This window comes from Pelotomaculum isophthalicicum JI, from assembly GCF_029478095.1.
In the GTDB taxonomy this organism is placed as follows: Bacteria; Bacillota; Desulfotomaculia; order Desulfotomaculales; family Pelotomaculaceae; genus Pelotomaculum_D; species Pelotomaculum_D isophthalicicum.
Genome location: NZ_JAKOAV010000024.1, coordinates 35,850 through 55,747, shown reverse-complemented (window position 1 = coordinate 55,747; position 19,898 = coordinate 35,850). Strand labels below are relative to the sequence as shown.

The window sequence follows — 19,898 nt, the reverse complement described above, 5'->3', positions numbered from 1 at the left end:
ATGCATTACTGTAAAATCAAACAACCGACAAGCGGTGTCCGGATGCCTCCGGAATCACTGTCCGGATGTTTCCGGAACGGTGTCCGGATGTTCCCGGATTCGCTGTCCGGATAAACCGGAATACGCAGTTTATCCTTCTAAAAAGGACAAAATAATACCAATTATTTTAAATTTTTTTACACAAAATTCTATAAAAAACCACTTAATGCTAAAAATTATACATGAATAAAAATTTAATAATCAAACAATAAAAGACCTAAACACCTAGCCTTCTTTTTCCCGCTATCCCTGCGACAAAATATGCCATTACTAAGACCAGGCACATGCTACCTGTTAATAACCCCAACATATTTCCTTTTTCAACATTGTTCGCTTCTTTTAGGTAAATTTACCTAATTTTATCCCTCATCTATTTTGTAGCAAATAGGACCAAGGTACTATTTTTCTTAGGACTTATCCCAAATTGTCAATTAAGGTCATAGATATTCAAACCGAACTATTGTTAGTAAAGCGTTTTATACTGAGCAATAAGTCATATGAAAAAATATCCATTCGTGGACATAATTCGCAAGGAAATTGTCATTTTGTGTTGAATATTTTTAATATGAAAACTAAACAACACAAACAAGAGGTATGATATGAGTGTAATCGACAGTAAGACTATCCTCATAACCGGCGGCACCGGCTCATTTGGCAAGAAATTTGTAGAAATTGCCTTGCGCGAGCATAATCCCCAAAAAATTATAGTGTTCAGCAGGGATGAATTAAAGCAATTTGAGATGGCCCATCAATTTAACAATCACCCCGACCTGCGTTTTTTTATCGGCGACGTACGGGACAAGGACCGCCTCTACCGCGCCTTTGACGGTGTTGATATAGTGGTACACGCAGCCGCTTTAAAACAAATTCCTGTTGCTGAGTACAATCCCTTTGAGGCAATCAAGACAAATGTATTGGGCGCCCAAAACATCATTGACGCCGCCATCGATTGTGGCGTGTGGCGGGTAATTGCCCTCAGCACCGATAAAGCGGCCAACCCGGTCAACCTCTACGGTGCCACCAAGCTCTGCTCAGATAAGCTTTTCGTTTCCGGCAATTCGTATGCCGCAGGCAAGAACACAAAATTCGCCGTGGTGCGTTACGGCAACGTGGTGGGCAGCCGGGGGAGCGTCATCCCCTTCTTCAAGTCCATCCGCCACACCGGCAGGCTGCCCATAACCGACCCGCGCATGACTCGCTTCTGGATAACGCTAGATCAAGGAGTGAATTTCGTGATCGCTTCACTTGGCCGGATGCACGGCGGGGAGATCTTCGTACCAAAACTACCCAGCATGCGTATCACTGACCTGGCTGAAGCCATAGCGCGCGATTGCCAACAGGAGTTCACCGGCATACGGCCGGGTGAAAAAATACATGAAGTAATGATCACAGAGGACGACGCCAGGCACACCCTGGAGTTCAACGACCATTTCATTATCATGCCGGAATTCCCCTGGTGGAGCAGGGAAAAAGTTAACGGCGGACTTCCTCTTGAAGAAGGCTTCGTTTACTCCAGCGGCACCAATACTTGCTGGCTTTCACCAGAAGAACTACGTCAAATGGTCGGCGAATAAAATTGTCAAACAGGGGATTCACCCGTTAATGGCCAACTTTATACCTTACGCTAAACAACAGGTTGACGAAGATGATATAGCCGCTGTAACAGCAGTTTTGCGATCTGACTGGCTAACCACAGGCCCGCAGGTTGCCAGCTTCGAGCAGGCGCTTGCCGACACAACACGCGCAAAGTATGCTGTAGTGTTTTCCTCCGGGACAGCGGCGCTTCATGCCGCTTATTTTGCCGCCGGTGTTAAGCACGGTGATGAAGTAATTACTACACCTCTAACTTTTGCCGCCACGGCCAACGCCGCCCTCTATTTAGGCGCGCGACCGGTTTTTATCGATATAGCGCCCGGTTCTTTTAACATCAATCAAGCTTTGATAGAAGAAGCCATTACAAGTCGAACAAAGGTAATCGCACCGGTGGATATGACCGGCTTGCCGGCACCGGTTGAGGAGATTATGGAGATCGCCCGCGGCTATGGCATAATCGTAGTGGAAGATGCTGCTCACGCATTGGGAGCCAACTTCAATGGTAAGCCAGTTGGATCCCGGGCAGACATGACTGTCTTCTCCTTCCATCCGGTAAAGCACATTACTTGCGGCGAAGGCGGAGCAGTAACTACCAACAACCGGAGATACTACGATAAGCTTCTGGCATTCCGCTCGCATGGCATGGTTCGTGAGCCCTCCCTCCTAATGGAAAACCACGGCCCATGGTATTATGAGATGCAGCAATTAGGTTATAATTACCGGATCACGGACATCCAGTGCGCGTTAGGGTTAAGCCAGCTAAAAAAGCTGACACGCTTCCTCGCACGTCGGCGCGAGATCGCAGCTCGTTACAATGAAGCCTTTGAAAACTGCCCGCATCTGCTCACCCCACCGGTAGTACCCGGTGTAGAACCGGCCTGGCACTTATACGTACTTCGCTTGGCCGGTGACAACCCACCGCGCGGGGAGTTAATCGATAGGCTTTATAAGAATAGTATCGGCACCCAGGTACATTACCTCCCGGTCTACCGCCATCCGTACTACCGCGACTTAGGTTATCCAGCAGGTCTTTGCCCGAACGTAGAAGACTACTACCGACGAGCTATCAGTATCCCACTATACCCGGCAATGGGCAATACTGACGTGAAGCGGGTAATCAAGGTTGTAATGGAGGAAGTTAACTCACTGTATGAACGTTTATTAAGCTCAGACGTAGAAAATATTCACCATTCATCATAACAAATCTGACAAATAAAAATTAAATTAAAGGTGGAATTTGGAATGAAAAACATAAAAGAACTTTCAACGGAGATATTTGAATCGGCCATGGAGTATTTGCCGCGTCTATTGGACGGTTTATATAGAGCATCAGTCCATTTCAAGAACAACGAGTGTTTGGAAGGCTACGCGATACTGCACGATGCCAATGAAGGATTGATGTGGTTCAATGAAGTGGTACAGGGATTACCTGTATTACTTCCGCAGGAAGAAGACACAAACAACATAACAACAAATTGGCAGCGTTATATAAACGCACTTAACAGCATGCTTCCATTAATTGAAAAAAGAGATGCTAGCGCTTTAAGTAAAACCCTGGAAGATGAAATAATTCCATTTATCAAAATATTCTATGAAAAAATATCTAATTTAAAGCAGAGGACTGAATATTTACAATAAGTTAGAGAAGTGATAAGAAATGATCCTCGCAGGAAATAGCAAATTAAAGAGGTGTTAACCATGAGTAATCAAGGTTCAGAAAATATTAAGCTATACACGCATAATATTCATTCGAAAACAATTGTTAATATTGGTTCACGACTTGAGATGTTTTTAGATGACTATTTAATTGAAAATAGCAGCAGAGGGGTTAATATCAGGCTGCACTCACCCATAAAGCGTGAAATTGTGTTGGAAACCAATAAACCATGGGAAGGACCGGCTAGTGCTTATTATACTGTTTTCAAGGACGGTTCAATAATTCGGCTTTACTATAGAGGATTTGCCATTTCGGATACAAGCGAGAATCAGGTTACATGCTATGCGGAAAGTACAGATGGTATCCATTTCAATCGTCCTAACATAGGATTATACGAGTTCAAAGGTTCAAAGAACAACAACATCATCTTCATGGGATATGAGTCCCACAATTTTGCACCTTTCTTGGACATCAATCCAAACACCAAAGAGAACGAACGTTATAAAGCGATAGGCGCACGTTGGCCGAAAATAAATGGGCAATTTGAATGCCAGTTGCATGCCTTTAAATCACCAGACGGGATTAATTGGACAAGAATACGAGAAAATCCCATTAGGACAAAAGGTGCTTTTGACTCACTTAATGTTGCTTTCTATGATAGTTCTGAACAATGTTACCGTCTGTATTCCCGTAATTTTGACGTGGAAGGCTATCGGATCATTCAATGGAGTACTTCCAAGGATTTTATTAATTGGAGCGACCCGCAACCGAATCGCTATCCTCCCGGTTATCCCATAGAACACTTATATACAAATGCAACAATCCCCTGTCCAGGAGCAGAACACATTTATCTCTCATTTCCAAAGAGATTCGTTCCAGAAAGAAAAAAAGTTATTGAATGCAGCGAAAATGGAGTATCTGATGCGGTTTTCATGAGCAGCCGCGACGGAGCTTTATGGAACCGCTTCGCAGAAGGATGGATTCGCCCCGACCTGGATAAAAAGGATTGGACACATCGAAGCAATATGCCAGCCTGGGGTATTATTCAGGTTGACCCAAATGAATTCTCATTTTATATCAGTGAGAACTATTGTTGGCCTACTAACCGCTTGCGCAGGATGACGATACGACGCCACGGCTTCTCTTCAATGCATGCTGATTATAACGGCGGCGAATTTACCACTCGCCCCCTTACGTTTAATGGCAAACATCTTATTCTTAACTACTCCACATCCGCAGTAGGATTTGTTAAGGTTGAAATTCAGGACCAAAAAGGAAAACCGCTTCCAGGTTATACACTTGATGACATGCTTCCCCTTTATGGAAACGAGTTGGATTCACCAGTTGAATGGCAAACGGGTAGCAACATCGCATCCCTAAATGGTCAGATTGTTAGGTTCAGGTTTTTCCTTAAGGATGCAGATATTTATGCATTGAGAACCGGTGAACTTAAAATACAAAGATAGCAATTTACCTTCCCACCCCAATATAATTAAAACCAACTTCATTGATTATTTCAGGACTCAATAAATTTACGGCGTCAACCAAAACATTACCACTCATATTGTTAATAATCTTTAACCAGTCCAAGTTTTCAAAATCTCTCCATCCGGTAAGTATAGCTAGCGCATCTGCTCCTCTTGCAATTTCATAGGGGTCTTCGCTTAACTTCAGTTCCTTAATCAATTCACCAGCCTCTTTATTCCCCTGAGGATCATAGGCTATAACATCTGCTCCCGAATTAATTAACTCTTTGACTATATCTATTGCAGGAGACATTCTAACGTCACCTGTATCTGGTTTAAAAGCAAGTCCAAGAACGCCGACCTTTTTGTGGAAAAGGGTGTTATTCAATGCTCTCTTTATCTTTCTAACAATACTTTTCCTCTGTTGAATATTTTTTTCCAATACGCCCTTCAATAAACGTGAATCATAATCAAACAACTCAGCCATTTTAACGAGTGCCTGTAGATCTTTACCCAAACAAGGTCCACCAAAACCAATTCCTGCCTGCAGGTAACCTCTTCCAATCCTCTCGTCCATCCCCATAACATCAGCAACAACAGTAATGTCAGCTCCTACACGCTCACAAATGGAAGCTAGTTCGTTAACAAAAGACACACGGGATGCTAAAAAAGCGTTCGCCCCATATTTAATCATTTGTGCATTTATTATTGTTGTATAAATTAACGGTGACTGAAAAGTATTAAAAAGCTCGCCAATCCTGCGGGCAGCTAACTGGTTGCTGCTTCCAATAACCGTGCGTTGAGGGTGAAGAAAATCATGGACAGCCGCCCCTTCGCGCAGGAACTCTGGATTAAAAACCAGGTCATAATCCTTGCCTTCTACTTTCCCGTACCCTTTTAAAATATCTTGCACCAGTTCAAAAGTACCAATAGGAACAGTACTTTTTACTACAATTATTTTATACTCGTTTAATTTTTGGGCGATTATCTCTGCTACTTCTATAATTTGCCCCAAGTCTGCCTCGCCATCATTTCTAGGGGGTGTACCAACGGCGATAAATATAATACTACTGTCGAGCACAGCCAGACCAATATCTGTGGTAAAGTCAATGCGTTCCTTGTTTTTTTGAAATAGTTCCTCCAAACCATCCTCATAAATTAGAAATTTCCCCTGTTTTGCTAAAAAGACTTTTTCTTCACTTATATCAGCAGATATAACCTTATACCCAAGGTCAGCTAATCCAACTGCAGTAACCAATCCTACATAACCCATACCACCCAATATTGCAATACTATCCATAATTAGACTTCCTCCTGTTGACAACAGATTAATCCATTATTAATTGCATTACTAAATCTTCTTATCTGTTCAAGATCATTTTCATATCCTATATAGGAAATATCGTAAATATTATGCCCCCGCCAGAAGTGACCACTGGTTTCATCGGTTTCACAAATCGAATTATAAACTCTAAGGTAAAATAGATCATTAATTTCCCGGTAATCCACTAAAGGGACAGAATATAGAACAGATTTATTTGTAATTACTGCCACCCCTTTCTCATCATCACCTACCGCCAACCACCCTTCTGTAGCACCAAGGCAGTGCCCAGCAGAAACCCTGGGATCAACGGAATTTGACTGAGAGAGGTTTGCCCCAGACAAAGGAAACACTTCTATTTCCTGACCACCATTTACAGATGCTAGATAAAGCTTTCGCCTGTTATAAGAGCAAGGATCAAATGTAATTATCCCTAACCGGATTAATTCAGGATTTATGTTGTTAAACCTGAAATGATATCGCAAATCAACACGGGGAATATTCCTATAAACGAAATACTGCTTCCACAACTCACCAAGAGGCATACTTAACCGTATCATAACTGGTACACGGATTGGATAATCTTCGGGATTATCTGGCATCACGGGTTCTACAAGACCTAAATCAGTTATTTTACCATACTTTTTGTCAAAGATAATACAGTGACCGGTATACTGGTCAGTGGATAGTTCCATGTGGTTGTAAAAATCATGTGATATCGTGCCCGCCAACCTATTTTGAGCTATTCCAGGGAAATATAGGCTACCTATTGCTCCCCCTCTCCGGGGCAAAAACGAAATATCTACTTCACTGGTTTTTAATTTATAGCAAGGCAACCAGTTCGACGGCCTAATCTTATCCGAATTATTTTGCTTAGGTACTATTTGGGGCCTGATTAGTTGTCCCGGGTGTAAATAAGGAGTTATTACAAGCCGAACTTTTCGCAAACTACCATCTCTATAAAATGCCAAGGCTTCATTTTGAGTATTTATGCATCCTTCGCCAGTTTCCAGTGTTAACGGACCCCAAAATTGCCCTGGCGCGAAAGAAACATCAAATTCAAACGGATAACCAGCCCATTCAAATGAATGTGGGTTGTAAATCATTACAGTATATTTATCTGCTTGTCTATTATTTGAATTAATAACACTCTTTTTAAAACCATCTTCCTCATTGTTTAATATTTCTTTATTTATATTCAAAGAAGAAATAAGCTTACTTCTTGCTTCTGTCAATTCGCCATACAAATGTCCCAAACCCAAATTGAAAATATTATTTTTTTCTTCGGTCGTAAAAGTTCTGAAATCACTTCCCCAAAAATAAGAAAGCTCTTTCCAGCCTGAAGAAACATCATATACCGCCTTGTCCGTAGAAGGTAAAATTGCTTTCTGCATGGATTCAACGTCCTGAAGCAATTTAAAAGTCCTGTACATAAGAGTATTTTTTTTGGAATTTTCCCGCCCACAAACTGCCCAACGAACCACATTATATTTTGCCTGTTTTTTGCAGGGTATGGGATAGCTAGAAGAACATACGTCAACTTCTCCTTCCGGGGTCAAAACTTCCGCTACATTTGAGGGAGAAATTAAAGCAAAACGATGATCATCATTTAAAACATGTAAGAGTTCCTTAAGACGTGAAACCTCTTTCTGATTGGACGTAACAGGCAAATAAGCATCAATACTACCGGGGCGATAATCAAATATTTCCCAGTCCGAACCGTAAAAAGATATAGCCCGGTCATTGGCAGGATGATAATGAGATAACAAGAAATCAATATATCCTTTAAGATTAATCTCACCGTGAATATATCGCTGAAAACGTTGAAAAGAGATAAAACTGTTCCATATGATACCAACTCGTTTAATTTTCGCGCCTTTCAACCACTGTGGCTTATACCTCAAATCATTAGATAATTGAGCAGCAGCAACAGTGTTATCCCAATCTAAAAACAAGTAGCGGTAACCTGCTTGCCCGTAAAGCTCAGTTAGACCACGTGAAATAACCTGTTCATTTACATAAGCAACTTTAGGGTGCTTACCCAGTAAACTCTCATATATTCTTTGTCCCCATTCCAGATTTTCTAAATTCAAGCGCGCAGGTGTTAAAGGCATAATAACTTGCGAATAACCCGAGCCAATTATTTCCCATAGGCCGTCCTTCCATCCCTGCGACAATTCTTTAACAAAAGAAGCGTCAATTTTATTTAATACTTCCAATGACCATGCAGGAAATTCAAAGCCCAATGGCCAACCAAACTCTCTTGCCAAGTCCAGTAGGGGCCAGTAACATTTATCTAAGAGAACCGGATATTGATCCTCCGGAATGCTGGAAAACTGGAGATTACCATGGAAAATACCATACATATAAAGCAATCTTTAAACACCCTCTTGCATCCACCTTATTTGAGCGTTAAGGCCCTTTTCAATATCGGTTAAGGGTTTATAACCCAATTCCTGCCTTGCTTTTGTAATATCCGCTGATGTGCTATTAACGTCACCTTTCTGCTTCTCAGTATATTTTATTTTTGCTCTCTTTCCAATAAATCTCTCAAGAAGGAAAATTAGCTCATTAACAGTTACTTGCTGAGAACCGCCTATATTATAAATATTCCCAGATAAACCTTGTATAGCCAAATAATTAGCCTGTAAAATATCGTCTACGTAGGTGAAGTCCCTAGTTTGATTACCGTCACCATAAACTATAATCTGATTATCATTCAATAGCGATTTGATAAATTTATAAATACCCATATCAGGGCGCTGTCGGGGTCCATAGACGGTAAAATAACGAAGGCAAACCACAGGAACCCCATAATTCAGCCAATACAACAGGCACATCTTTTCTCCTGCCAGCTTAGTCACACCATATGGGGAAAATGGGTTGGGAAGTGTATCCTCAGAAACAGGAAAAGTATTAATATTTCCATATATTGAGGAAGAAGATGCATAAATAAACTTCTTCAAATTACAGCCCTTAGCCGCCTCCAATAGCTTTTGTGTAGCTAAAATGTTATCCCGCAGATAGATATCAAAATTCGCTCCCCAACTAGCCCGAACACCAGCTTGGGCAGCCAGATGAACAACTACATCCGCCGAGGTTAATAAATCTATTAATTCTGGATTTGGAATCATTGTCAAATCTTTTTCTATAAAGGTAAACAAAGGATAGGTCGTAGACTTACGTAAATTTTTTAATTTAATTTTCTTCGGATAATAATCGCGAAAAGCATCGATACCTGTTACTTTGTGGCCATCAACTAAAAATTTTTCTGTCAACTGTGATCCTATAAAACCGGCACTACCAGTGACAATAATATTCATATATCCACCGCTCTCTAAGTTAAGCTGTTTTACCAGTAATATTCGAAACCCAAATTGCTTAACGGATGGTTTCAATATTAATCAGGCTCTTTGCTTGTTTGGCAACTCTTAACGCTTCCTCATATGAAGCTCCGCTTGTGATAACAAAACATACTCTATCGGCTGAACTCCTATATTCCGGCACTAAATCACCTTCATTTACTAAAACAAATATCTCTTCTACCCCTGGTACCATTTTCGCTTTCTCTACCCCGTTAATTGACACCACTTTTCCTGGCTGAGGGAAAAGTGCTTGACAACGAGCATGCCTGTTTTTGCTGGGAACGATATCAGCATATTTAATTGGATTTCCAACGGCAATATCAATAGCTGCTTTAATATTATTAGTACCATGCGCCAAAGGTGTAGTATATTGGCAATGAAAACCACCACTTAACCGTGAGGTCATCTCCATGACTACAGGTCCTTCCTTGCCGGAAATAATTGTATCAACCTTTGCTGCACCAACATCTATTCCGATCACTTCGGAAGCTCTTCTTGCCAACATAAATAATTCATTCTGAAGATCTTTAGATAATATAGTGGGATTCACATGAGCCACTTCAACTCTATAAGGAAAATAATCATGAAAGGTATCTATTATGCTACATAAATGGTACTTCCCATCACAAACAAGCATTTCAACCGTTTGCGTTGGCCCTTCCAGAAACTCTTCAATAAGTAGACTTTCTTTTTCACAGACACCAAGCTCTTTTGAAAACTCAATAGAAGAATCCAATTCGGTATCGTTACTAATAACCCTCACGCCTCTTGAACCGCAATTATCAAGTGGCTTAATAATTACAGGGTAACCCACTTCCTTAATAAATCTAAGAGCATCCTTTTTATCATTCACTTTAGCAAATTTTGGTCCAGGTACATTTGCTTTAGCTAATTCTTGCCTCATTAATAATTTATCATTGCACTTATTAGCAACTTCAGGGGATACACCAATAAGTCCCAAAGCTCTTGCAGTATGAGCCACTGTAACCTCAACATCTGCACCGGCCGTGAAAACACCAACAATATTATGATTATTACTTAATTCTTTTGCCTCCCTTACATGACCGTCAATATCTCTTGTACTTAATAAAATAGGTATATCAGCATATTTAAAGCCAATAGCATTTGGATTCATATCAGTTACGATAACTTTATATCCCATCTTTTTGGCAGTCTCAATATTCTTAATGGATAACAACCCTGCTCCTATCACAATTATGGTTTTCTTATTATCAGCTGTCATTTTCCAATCCTCCATATATTTTTACTATATCCACATCTTTTCTTTTTAGTTTATTTAACTTATCATATATCTCATTTTCAAATGCATAAGAAGATATTAATATAATATCAGGATTCAATTTATTAATATCATCAATAGCATACACTTTCCATTTACCGACTTTGCTTCCGACTTTTGACACGTTATCATCGACAATACCTAACATATTGCAATTTTTAAAGTCAATCAATTCAATAAGAGCCTGAGTATGGATCCCTGCACCGTAAATCAAAACTTTCTTACCCATACTTATCCAGTTATCAATTAAATTATTAATATAAGATTTTATAGATTCAACCCAGTTATAAAACTTTAATAGAGCGACCTTAACATTCTCACGGTCATTATCCTGTTTCTTAACCTCATGATTGATCTTTCTGGCAATTACTCTTAGATTACTAGGATGATACATTAATAAGGGATGATCTGCCATATATATTTTCTCAAAACCAACTTTACTCAGCATAGAATTTAAGGTAACGGGAGAAAAATCATACATATGCTGATAAACGTGAAAAATAAATTCAGTTAAAGAAAACACAGGGTTATAAACATTAGGTACTTCCAAAAACAATACTCCGTCCTTTTTTAGCAAGTTATAAATATTAGAGAGTGTCTGGATTGGGTTCCCGAGGTGTTCCAAAACATGAAAGATAGCAACAACATCAAAGTAGTTTTTAGGTAGTTCAGCTTCTTCAATTGTTTTCTTTTGAATATTTAGGCCAAATTCATTTATCGCATAGTCTGCGGCATGCGATGATGCCTCAACCCCAATAACATCCCAACCTCTAAACATATTTAAAAAAAAACCATACCCCGAACCTAATTCCAAGATGGTTCCTGTGTCAGGTAAATTTAAAGCACTATGAATAAAGTGATACTGATCTCTTGCAGCTCTAATAAAATTATTATCTTCCCTAGTTAGATAACCACTAGGAAATGGTTGTATATAATCACCATAATAACTTTTTGCTTTTTCCACAGTCATTCTCGGGTTTAGATACGCCAAACCACATTCTCCACATAAACACTTTCTAAAACCATTACCTTCCCAAATAACCTCATAATTATCAGCATCACATAGATTACATTTGACAAATTCATAATCATTAATTATCTCGCTGTTTTCTTTCCGCAGACCCACAGGAAGCCCTCACTTTCATTATTTTCACCTTTACTGATGGTATATTGTAATAAAGAATTATATTCATACACAGTAAAACCACCTTTATCCAATACATCTGACAATTCTTTTTTTGTATATTCACGTACGTGGTAAGGGTTAATGATATAATCTCCTATCTTTCTAGGAGTGCTTATAATCAATAGCCCTCCGTCCTTTAAAACCCTACCCAATTCTTGAGCATATCCTAAATCATTTTTAATATGTTCAATAGTATCAAAACTAGTAATTTTATCAATTGTTTTATCTTGTAAAAAATTAAGGTTCGTAGCATCCCCAACGTAAAATCGCAAATTATCATTATTATATCTATTATTAGCCTTTTCAACATCTTTAACGGAAATGTCCACCCCAATTGCTTTCTCGCAATAAGCTGAAAGGAGATAAGTACCTCCTCCTGATGCGCAAGCCACATCCAAAACAGTATCAGTCGGTAACAGATATTTTATCGCAAATTCATATTTAGAAATTGAAAGATCACGCTTATCAGCATTCTTTAAATCCACATCAGTAGCTTCTTCCAATACATTCAGTAAAATCTCCTTAGCCTTTTCTATCTCATATTCCGATGGAAGCACTGGATCTATAATTTTTAAATTAAACTTATCTGTGTTAAGCCTAATATAAGCCATCGGCCTAATTATATAGGAATTATCCACTCCGGGTTGATGTATTAAATCACAAGCTTTTTTTAATGCTTTATAAGTAATAACGGAACCTCCCCCAAGAAAGGGGCTTTGCGATAAAAGAACTGCCTCTAGATTTACTGTTCCTAATATTTTTATCATATTTTCAAGCACATCAGGATTAAGCAGAATTTCATTTCCTATTACATGCACAATGACATCAGCTTCATATTTTTCAGCACAGTCAGTTAACCTAATACAGACATCATCCTTGTTGCCCATAAAGCATTTTACATTTTTTTTATTAGCAATTTCCTGAAAAACTAAGTTTTCCTTAACATCAGGTACAGCTATAACAATTTCATTTAATCTTTTGATTTTTTTTAATCTATTGATCACCATTTCAATAATCGTTTCCTCTTCAACCTTTTGCAAAACCATTGCAGGTCCTCCTGCAAAAGTTTTTGCATGTGCTTGTATTATTCCTATGATTTTCATTTTAATATCACCCTTTTATTAATTTATTTTTTTCATTAAGATCCCAGCTATTCTTCTTATACCATTTCCACTAAGTAAATCTCTTCCTTTTTGAGCCATTTTCGGTAGAACACTTCTGTCATTAATAAGCCTTGAAACCATTTCAAAAACGTCTTTTTTATCAACTGCCTTAAAAAAACCTAGATTAACTAAAAACCCATACTTTTTCATTTTTTCAGCCAACAAATCATGCTCTAAAGTTGGGTTGAGAGTAATTACAGGTACACCAAGAGAAGCTAATTCATACATAGTGACTCCGAAAGAAGTTAGAGCAATATCAGCGCTTGCCATTATTGGAGCAGGATTTTTTATATTAACATGGAGTATTACTTGAGGGTTATTATTAATCAATGTTTTTAACTCTTCAACGAAAGAATAAAACCTACCTACAATAATATTAATCCTTATTTCAGGCAATAGAGGCAATAAACTAATTAGTGACATCGCGGTCAAATTTTGCGAATCCCCACCACCCATGGCAATTAAAACATTAGGTATTTTATTTTCTGGTGTAGGATAAGCGTAATTAAATTCTTTTCTGAGCATTACATATTCCCATCCATGGTAAACTACCCCGGGATAATATTTCCCTTCTTCCGGTTGCCAATGCATACCAGGTATTATCACCACATCTGCAACAAAGGATCCTTCACCGTAATTATCAATGGAAATTACAGGAACCTTTGATTCTTTTAGCTTAACAACATATTCTTTATTTAATTTTTCTTTCAAGTCAAGAATTATAGCATTTGCTTGATATTCCTTAGTAAATTCAATGATTGACATTAATTCATCTTCTAGTGATACGTCTGCTGGTATTGTTTTCATCTTAAATCCCTTTTCAATAATTAGCTCTTCTGCTTCACAATGGTTTCCTTTAATAATAAAGGCAATACCACAAAAATGTTCTTCGGTTAAACAAGATGCAAGAGCTAAACACCTTACAATATGTCCCATGCCAATCTCATTACCAGCATCAACCCGAAAAAGAACTCGTTTACTCTTATCAAGCAGGCCTTTTTGGTGCACCAAAGAATTTATTTCTGCTATTCTAGGCTCCTTCTTCAAAAGTCCAATAACTTTCGCCAAATCTACAACTTCTCCATTTTTATATAATCTACGGTAAATTTCTCGCATAAATTCTAGATCCGCTTGGGTGTCTACAGAAATACGATGCTTATATGTATAAAAAACAGGATCATCCATTACTTCTACTTTTTCAAGAAGTTCAGGATACTCCATTAAACATGCCACCAGGTTTTCTCTTTGGTGGGGTTTGGTAGAATTTTTATCAACCTTTACCCACCCTTCCATGGAAAAGACCGCAATCCCTTCATGAATTGCTTCTTTCCCATTTAATCGGGAAATAACAGCACGTGACGCCCCACTTTCCAGTAAGGCTAAAATCAATTTTTCTGTTATCGGTGGATGAACTAAAGGACAGTCTCCACTAATTTGAACCAAAATATCTGCCCCGAATAATTCGGCCGCGGCTCTCGTCCTGTCCACAACATCTTCAGGGTCACCTTCATAAGCAAAAAAACCTATTCCTTCCTTTTCAGAAAAATCCTTTAAAGGTATATCCTCGCTTCGACTAGTTGTCGCCATGACTATCTGGTCGATACTTTTTACCCTTTTCAGCCTTTCAACTATATGACCTAATAATGGACGGCCACAAATATCCTTCAAGCCTTTTCGTGGAAGTCTAGTGGATGTTAAGCGGGCTAAAATTACAGCAACTACCTTGGGCTTGAGTCTTACATCCTTAAATGTATTTTCCATGTATACACACCTTTACTATCTATATATTTGTATAAACTAGATAAGCTTGTCCCATGTAATTGGCTCATTTTGCTCTATGTCTTCCTTGGCATTCTTGCCATAAACCATACTAGCAAATTCCGCCTCAATTCCATCTACCGGTCGCACGATTTTAACCATATCTTCTTTAATTTTTTGTCCTTTGTTAATTTTTATCCTGGCATGCATGCTGCGAAAAGCAGAATACCTCTCTCCTTTCTCGGCTTCGCAAGGTCTTTTTATGCCGTCTCCCATGGCCCGCTCAAGTTGCCTGATTTTTACGACCATGCTTGCAAAATCATTTATTTCCATTGCAAAAGCATGGTCTGGTCCTTGTCTGTTCCTATCGTCTGTAAAGTGTTTTTCCACCACACAAGCGCCCATTGCCACTGCAGCCAAAGGAACTGCATCCCCTGGTGTATGGTCAGAAAGGCCAACTGGCAGTTGATAGACCTGCTGTAACGTAATCATGGCTTTCAAGTTAACTTCACTGAAATCAGGGGGATATAAAGATACACAGTGCAACAAAACCAGATTATTATTACCTGCATTTTTAATAACCTCTACAGCACGTGCCACCTCTGACATATAAGCTAGACCTGTTGAAAGTAATATAGTTTTACTAAATCTAGCAAGGTATGATAAAAATGGATAATTTGTAATATCACTGGAAGCGACTTTAAAAACTGGCACATTAAACGTATCAAGCAGTTTCGCCTGCTCATTATCAAAGGGAGTGGAAAGTAAAATCAAGCCAAGCCTTCCAGCATAGTCAATCAATTCCGGGTACCAGCTGGTTGGTGTGGCTAATTGTTGCAATATTTTATAACTAGAATTTTCAAAACGTTGACCGCCTTTAATTTGTATAGGATTGAGCAATCCTTCCGCAGTAAATGATTGAAACTTAACGGCATCAACACCGCAATCGGCGGCGCACTTCATTAATTTCTTTGCTCGTTCGAGACTACCGTCATGGTTAGAACCGATCTCGGCAATAACCATAACCTTGTAGTTTTTATTAGATTCTGTTATTTTAGCAAATAGTGAATCCGACATACTTTTCCTCCCCAAAAATAAAAAGTAAATAATACAATTTACAAGGCTTCATGCAATTATTTGATTAATAACATTATTCTACAATTACTAGCAATTTCCTGCTTTTTTACGGGAGTTATAAGATGCTGGTTAGGCACATCAGAGTTATTGAATATTGTTAATCATTACCAAACCCTTACCACCGGAATGTCATTCTTTTAATAATTGTCGACGAAAATCCTATATATCTTTAATATTTTACAAGATAATTAGATCAAATAATTTTTACATGAAGCTAAATCGATGGAGTTATATTGCATAGCATTAAACAAAAAAATCTTATTTGATGGAATAAAGGCAAACATTAAACATATTAAAGCCCTGAGATTTGCTAATATTTGGGAACCTTTACAGCCTTTACACCTAAAGCTGTTTCAATCGAATAACAGTCCAATTTTACAAAAAATTACAATTTCTATCGTTTTTATTTAAATATTCATAAACCTTAAGGAAAAAGCATTGATCTAGCATCTGCCTAAATATTAACTGATAGCAGGATAAATGGAATAAGATGTCGAAATATACATCATTATGATCAGAGGATATAAACATACAACCAACCAAATATATCTCTTCCACTGTCAAAACAAGACTGGTTAATGTCATTGGTGGTAAATAATTAACTTTCCATAATAAGGAATATGACTTAATTATTTTACTACTATAGTTATTCTACATTTTTTCTGTAAAATTTTTTGATGCCTTAAGGGTCAGATCAATCAAAGGCTTGGAGTTTTGCAACTAGCTTTTTATTTCAACGATTCTTTCTCAAAATTTATATTAAATTATTATGACTTATTATAATGAAATCCTTATAAAAAATATAATTTACTACTCTCTTTATTTTATTTATAAAATTACGATATAATTATTATAGTATAGAATTGAGATTTGAATGATTTTCAAAAAACTACAATAAATATTTTTAGTAAATTATTTTTAAAAATTAATCAAATTTATTATTGTATATACAACTACACATGATGTTTAGCTTTGTATATGTATCAATGTAAGTCGACTTTACCGTTCAGTTAAAAAACAAGAAAATAAAAATAAAAATCATGAAAGGGTTAAATTTAACATGAATCTCAATGAAAAACAAGAGTTAAACAAAAAACTAGAAAACATTTTTCTAAACTATTACAAAAATACTGGTTTTTTTAACCAGGAGAAACATGACATTACTTATTACAAAAACAGGTTCCTCAGAGAGAGATTCGTTGAGAGAATTTTGTTTACGGTTATGACTGAATTTAATATTGGCTCACTATCAAGTAAATCAGTCCTAATCGTTGGATTAAGCCATGAACTAGCTTCATTTTTTATGAAACTTGGGTCCGAGTCCCAGAATATTACGCTAGCCGATGTAAGTGCGAAGGCACTGGAAAGAACAAAGGACATGTTTAGCAACCACCTGGAGTTCGTCAAAATTGATCTTGATAGGCTCTGTTTTGAAGAGGACACTTTTGACGTAATTATTTGTTTCAATTACCTTTCTAACATCCCGGTCGACGGGGTAATCAGAACACTTGCTGGTGAAATTAACAGGATCCTGAAGCCCGGCGGTATTGCATTTGTTTCATTTACAAACGAAATCTCCTCACACGACGATATTAAAATGTCCGGTGTAATGCGCACCTTCCGAAAAGAAGAAATCCTTCAATATTTCGAAGAATTTAAATTGGTCAACGTGCTTCATTTTTTACCTTACAATTTTTTACTATTTTCCATTAATGAAGAACATATATTTCCGAAAAAAATCGGTACAATTGAGGATATTCTGATCGAGAAGAATGAAAGGTATACCGATTCCATACTGTTATTGACGAAGTAATACAACAGTTCACCCTGAAAGGTGGTCGGACATGGCCAAAAAGAAAACTAAGAAAAAATCCGGCGTCCCCTTCCAGCCAGGTCGGGGTGCTCCAGCCGTCTTAGATAAACAAAAAATTATCCTTTTCAGCGACAGCTTCCATACAACGACTCATTTTTATCGAGACAACATGCGGGCGCTCAAAGAACACTACCCCGAACTGGCCCGAAGGGTGGAGCAATGTGCTTTCACACCCCGTTACCGGGTAGTGCCCTCCCTGAGGCCGGACGGCACGCCAAACCTCTACTGCACGGAAAAGGACTTACTTTATTACGATAATACTGACCCCCTGAAAGATGCTAAACTACAGCTAAAGACCCTAAAATTGAAAAACGCTAAACTAGCCGTGTGCCTTGGAATTGGGTTGGGCTATGAAGTACTTTATTTTTCTACAGATATTGCTGATAGTGTTAACACCAAAGAAATAATTATAATTGAAAAAGACCTTGAAATATTTAAACTTGCCTGCTGTTATACAGACTTGGCTTCAATTATAGCTAATCCAAGGGTATTTCTTTTGATCGGCGCTAGCGAGAATGATCTGTTTATTCCTCTTAAAAAGAACTTGGCAAAAGGTGGTTTTATTTACCTTCGGGCTTTAAAATCAGTTTACCACCCTTCATCACTCCATTTAAATAAACTTTATTATATTACCGTATTAAAGACCATCCGGGAAGTCTCTTCGCAAACAGTTCTAGGATTCGGTAATTCCCCGGAAGATTCCTTGATCGGCATAGAAAACATGCTAGCCAATCTTTCAGTCATCATTCGAAACCCTGGTATAAACCGGTTATTCGGCGCATTTAAGGACAAGCCAGCCATCGTGGTAGCAACCGGGCCTTCTTTAAACAAGAACAAACACCTTTTAAAAGGTCTGGAGAATCGCGCCTTAATCATCTCCGTTGACGCTTCTCTGAAAATCCTCCTGGATATGGGGGTAAAGCCGCACATGGTCACCGCACTGGAGCGGGTTATAGATGTGCAACGTTTTTTCAAGGATATTCCGACGGGGGAATTGGAAGAAGTTTACCTGGCAGCCTGCCCGGTAATTCGCAAAGAAGTCTACGATATCTATACCGGCCCGAAGATCATCGTTTACCGTAGCTTTGACCATTTTAAGTGGCTCGGCGTAGACCGCGGCATGTTGAATATTAAAGCATCCTCAGGAAACATGGCTTTTAAAATAGCCGCCGCACTTGGTTGCAACCCGATCATTCTTTTGGGGCAAGACCTGGCTTTAAGTAGGGATGGAGAAACCCACGCTCGGGGCCATGCATTAGGAGAAAACCAGAAAGCATATCATAGTGATGTCCTGGAAGTACCAGGAAATGATGGGATGCCAATTAAGACTAATACGACATTTTATGGTTTTTTAAAAGGCTATGAGGAAGATATTGCTGAATATAAAGGAACCTGTATCAACGCCACTGAGGGAGGCGCATTTATCCAGGGAACCCAGGTAATGCATTTTGCAGAAGTAATCGACCGCTTCCTGCAAAACGATCTAGCCCCAATAGAAATCATACGCCGCCTGTTGATACCACCAGACGATGGCGAAATTAAAGAAATTGTCGCACAGATGTTTGACAGGATAGACCGTACAACCGCCGAACTGGCGAGGATATCCGGTGTTTGCAGCGAAACGGAAAGAATGATCCGAGAAGCTGAATACTTCCTGAAACCGAAGGAAGGAAAGCTTCCTCAAATTGAAAGAGTCCGTGAATTTGTGAAGACAATCATGGAACAAAAGAAAAACTGCATTACTGATTATGAAACTTTCCAGTTGTTCTTCATGCACGTTATCCAGTCCTTCACACTTAAATTCGAGATGGAAATACAAGCACTGGGTGACCTGTATGAAGATGAGGCCGTTGAACTGGCGGAAAATATTTTAAGACAAACAGAACTCTTTTCCACCATCGGAAGGCTGGCAAACACCTGCCACGCAACTCTCTTGAAGTACAGGAATATACTATCCTTTGAGTTCCCCGGCGTAGAAAACGTAACCTAATATTCGCCAAAATAATTATCAAACCTATAAAGTATTCACAAAATCCGCCG

14 protein-coding genes are annotated in these 19,898 nt (G+C 38.6%); 6 read left to right on the top strand and 8 right to left on the bottom strand.

What is annotated here, in order from left to right; genetic code table 11:
* Positions 1-638 precede the first annotated feature (638 nt).
* From pseB to L7E55_RS12440, 4 genes are read left to right on the top strand one after another with little or no spacing between them, the layout of a single operon-like run.
* Positions 639-1,613: a UDP-N-acetylglucosamine 4,6-dehydratase (inverting) gene (gene pseB, locus L7E55_RS12455; RefSeq protein ID WP_277444598.1), complete on the top strand. Its 975-nt coding sequence runs from the start codon at positions 639-641 to the stop codon at positions 1,611-1,613.
* Entirely contained in the window at positions 1,531-2,832 is a 1,302-nt protein-coding gene (gene pseC / locus L7E55_RS12450) for a UDP-4-amino-4,6-dideoxy-N-acetyl-beta-L-altrosamine transaminase (RefSeq protein WP_277444597.1), read from the top strand. The genes pseB and pseC overlap by 83 nt, the downstream gene beginning before the upstream one ends.
* A 42-nt stretch (positions 2,833-2,874) precedes the next feature.
* Positions 2,875-3,270, top strand: a complete 396-nt coding sequence (locus tag L7E55_RS12445) for a DUF8042 domain-containing protein (protein ID WP_277444596.1) — start codon at positions 2,875-2,877, stop codon at positions 3,268-3,270.
* A 60-nt stretch (positions 3,271-3,330) separates the two neighbouring features.
* Positions 3,331-4,755 carry a glycoside hydrolase family protein gene (locus tag L7E55_RS12440; RefSeq protein WP_277444595.1) on the top strand — a complete coding sequence of 475 codons (1,425 nt, stop codon included), beginning with the start codon at positions 3,331-3,333 and terminating at the stop codon, positions 4,753-4,755.
* Positions 4,756-4,759: 4 nt separating this feature from the next.
* On the opposite strand, the gene L7E55_RS12435 is transcribed toward L7E55_RS12440, so the two are convergent.
* From L7E55_RS12435 to L7E55_RS12400, 8 genes are read right to left on the bottom strand one after another with little or no spacing between them, the layout of a single operon-like run.
* A complete protein-coding gene (locus tag L7E55_RS12435) occupies positions 4,760-6,055 on the bottom strand; it encodes a UDP-glucose dehydrogenase family protein (RefSeq protein WP_277444594.1) in 1,296 nt (431 codons plus the stop codon).
* A gap of 2 nt (positions 6,056-6,057) precedes the next feature.
* Positions 6,058-8,442, bottom strand: coding sequence for a hypothetical protein (locus tag L7E55_RS12430; protein ID WP_277444599.1), 2,385 nt, complete (start codon positions 8,440-8,442; stop codon positions 6,058-6,060).
* A 12-nt stretch (positions 8,443-8,454) separates the two neighbouring features.
* Entirely contained in the window at positions 8,455-9,474 is a 1,020-nt protein-coding gene (locus L7E55_RS12425; RefSeq protein ID WP_277444593.1) for an NAD-dependent epimerase/dehydratase family protein, read from the bottom strand.
* A complete protein-coding gene (locus L7E55_RS12420) occupies positions 9,458-10,684 on the bottom strand; it encodes an ATP-grasp domain-containing protein (RefSeq protein WP_277444592.1) in 1,227 nt (408 codons plus the stop codon). Before L7E55_RS12420 ends, L7E55_RS12425 begins: the two co-directional genes overlap by 17 nt.
* Positions 10,674-11,867: a methyltransferase domain-containing protein gene (locus L7E55_RS12415; protein WP_277444591.1), complete on the bottom strand. Its 1,194-nt coding sequence runs from the start codon at positions 11,865-11,867 to the stop codon at positions 10,674-10,676. Before L7E55_RS12415 ends, L7E55_RS12420 begins: the two co-directional genes overlap by 11 nt.
* Positions 11,837-13,030, bottom strand: coding sequence for a methyltransferase domain-containing protein (locus L7E55_RS12410; RefSeq protein ID WP_277444590.1), 1,194 nt, complete (start codon positions 13,028-13,030; stop codon positions 11,837-11,839). The genes L7E55_RS12415 and L7E55_RS12410 overlap by 31 nt, the downstream gene beginning before the upstream one ends.
* A gap of 18 nt (positions 13,031-13,048) precedes the next feature.
* Positions 13,049-14,851 carry a cytidylyltransferase domain-containing protein gene (locus tag L7E55_RS12405; RefSeq protein ID WP_277444589.1) on the bottom strand — a complete coding sequence of 601 codons (1,803 nt, stop codon included), beginning with the start codon at positions 14,849-14,851 and terminating at the stop codon, positions 13,049-13,051.
* Between the two features lie 36 nt (positions 14,852-14,887).
* Positions 14,888-15,925, bottom strand: a complete 1,038-nt coding sequence (locus tag L7E55_RS12400; protein ID WP_277444587.1) for an N-acetylneuraminate synthase family protein — start codon at positions 15,923-15,925, stop codon at positions 14,888-14,890.
* 1,120 nt (positions 15,926-17,045) lie between these two features.
* Between L7E55_RS12400 and L7E55_RS12395 the strand changes: the two genes are divergently transcribed.
* Together L7E55_RS12395 and L7E55_RS12390 are read left to right on the top strand one after the other, a co-directional pair.
* Positions 17,046-17,798, top strand: a complete 753-nt coding sequence (locus L7E55_RS12395; RefSeq protein WP_277444586.1) for a class I SAM-dependent methyltransferase — start codon at positions 17,046-17,048, stop codon at positions 17,796-17,798.
* A 31-nt stretch (positions 17,799-17,829) separates the two neighbouring features.
* Complete coding sequence (locus tag L7E55_RS12390) at positions 17,830-19,848, top strand: motility associated factor glycosyltransferase family protein (protein WP_277444585.1); 2,019 nt, start codon at positions 17,830-17,832, stop codon at positions 19,846-19,848.
* The last annotated feature ends 50 nt before the right edge of the window (positions 19,849-19,898 follow it).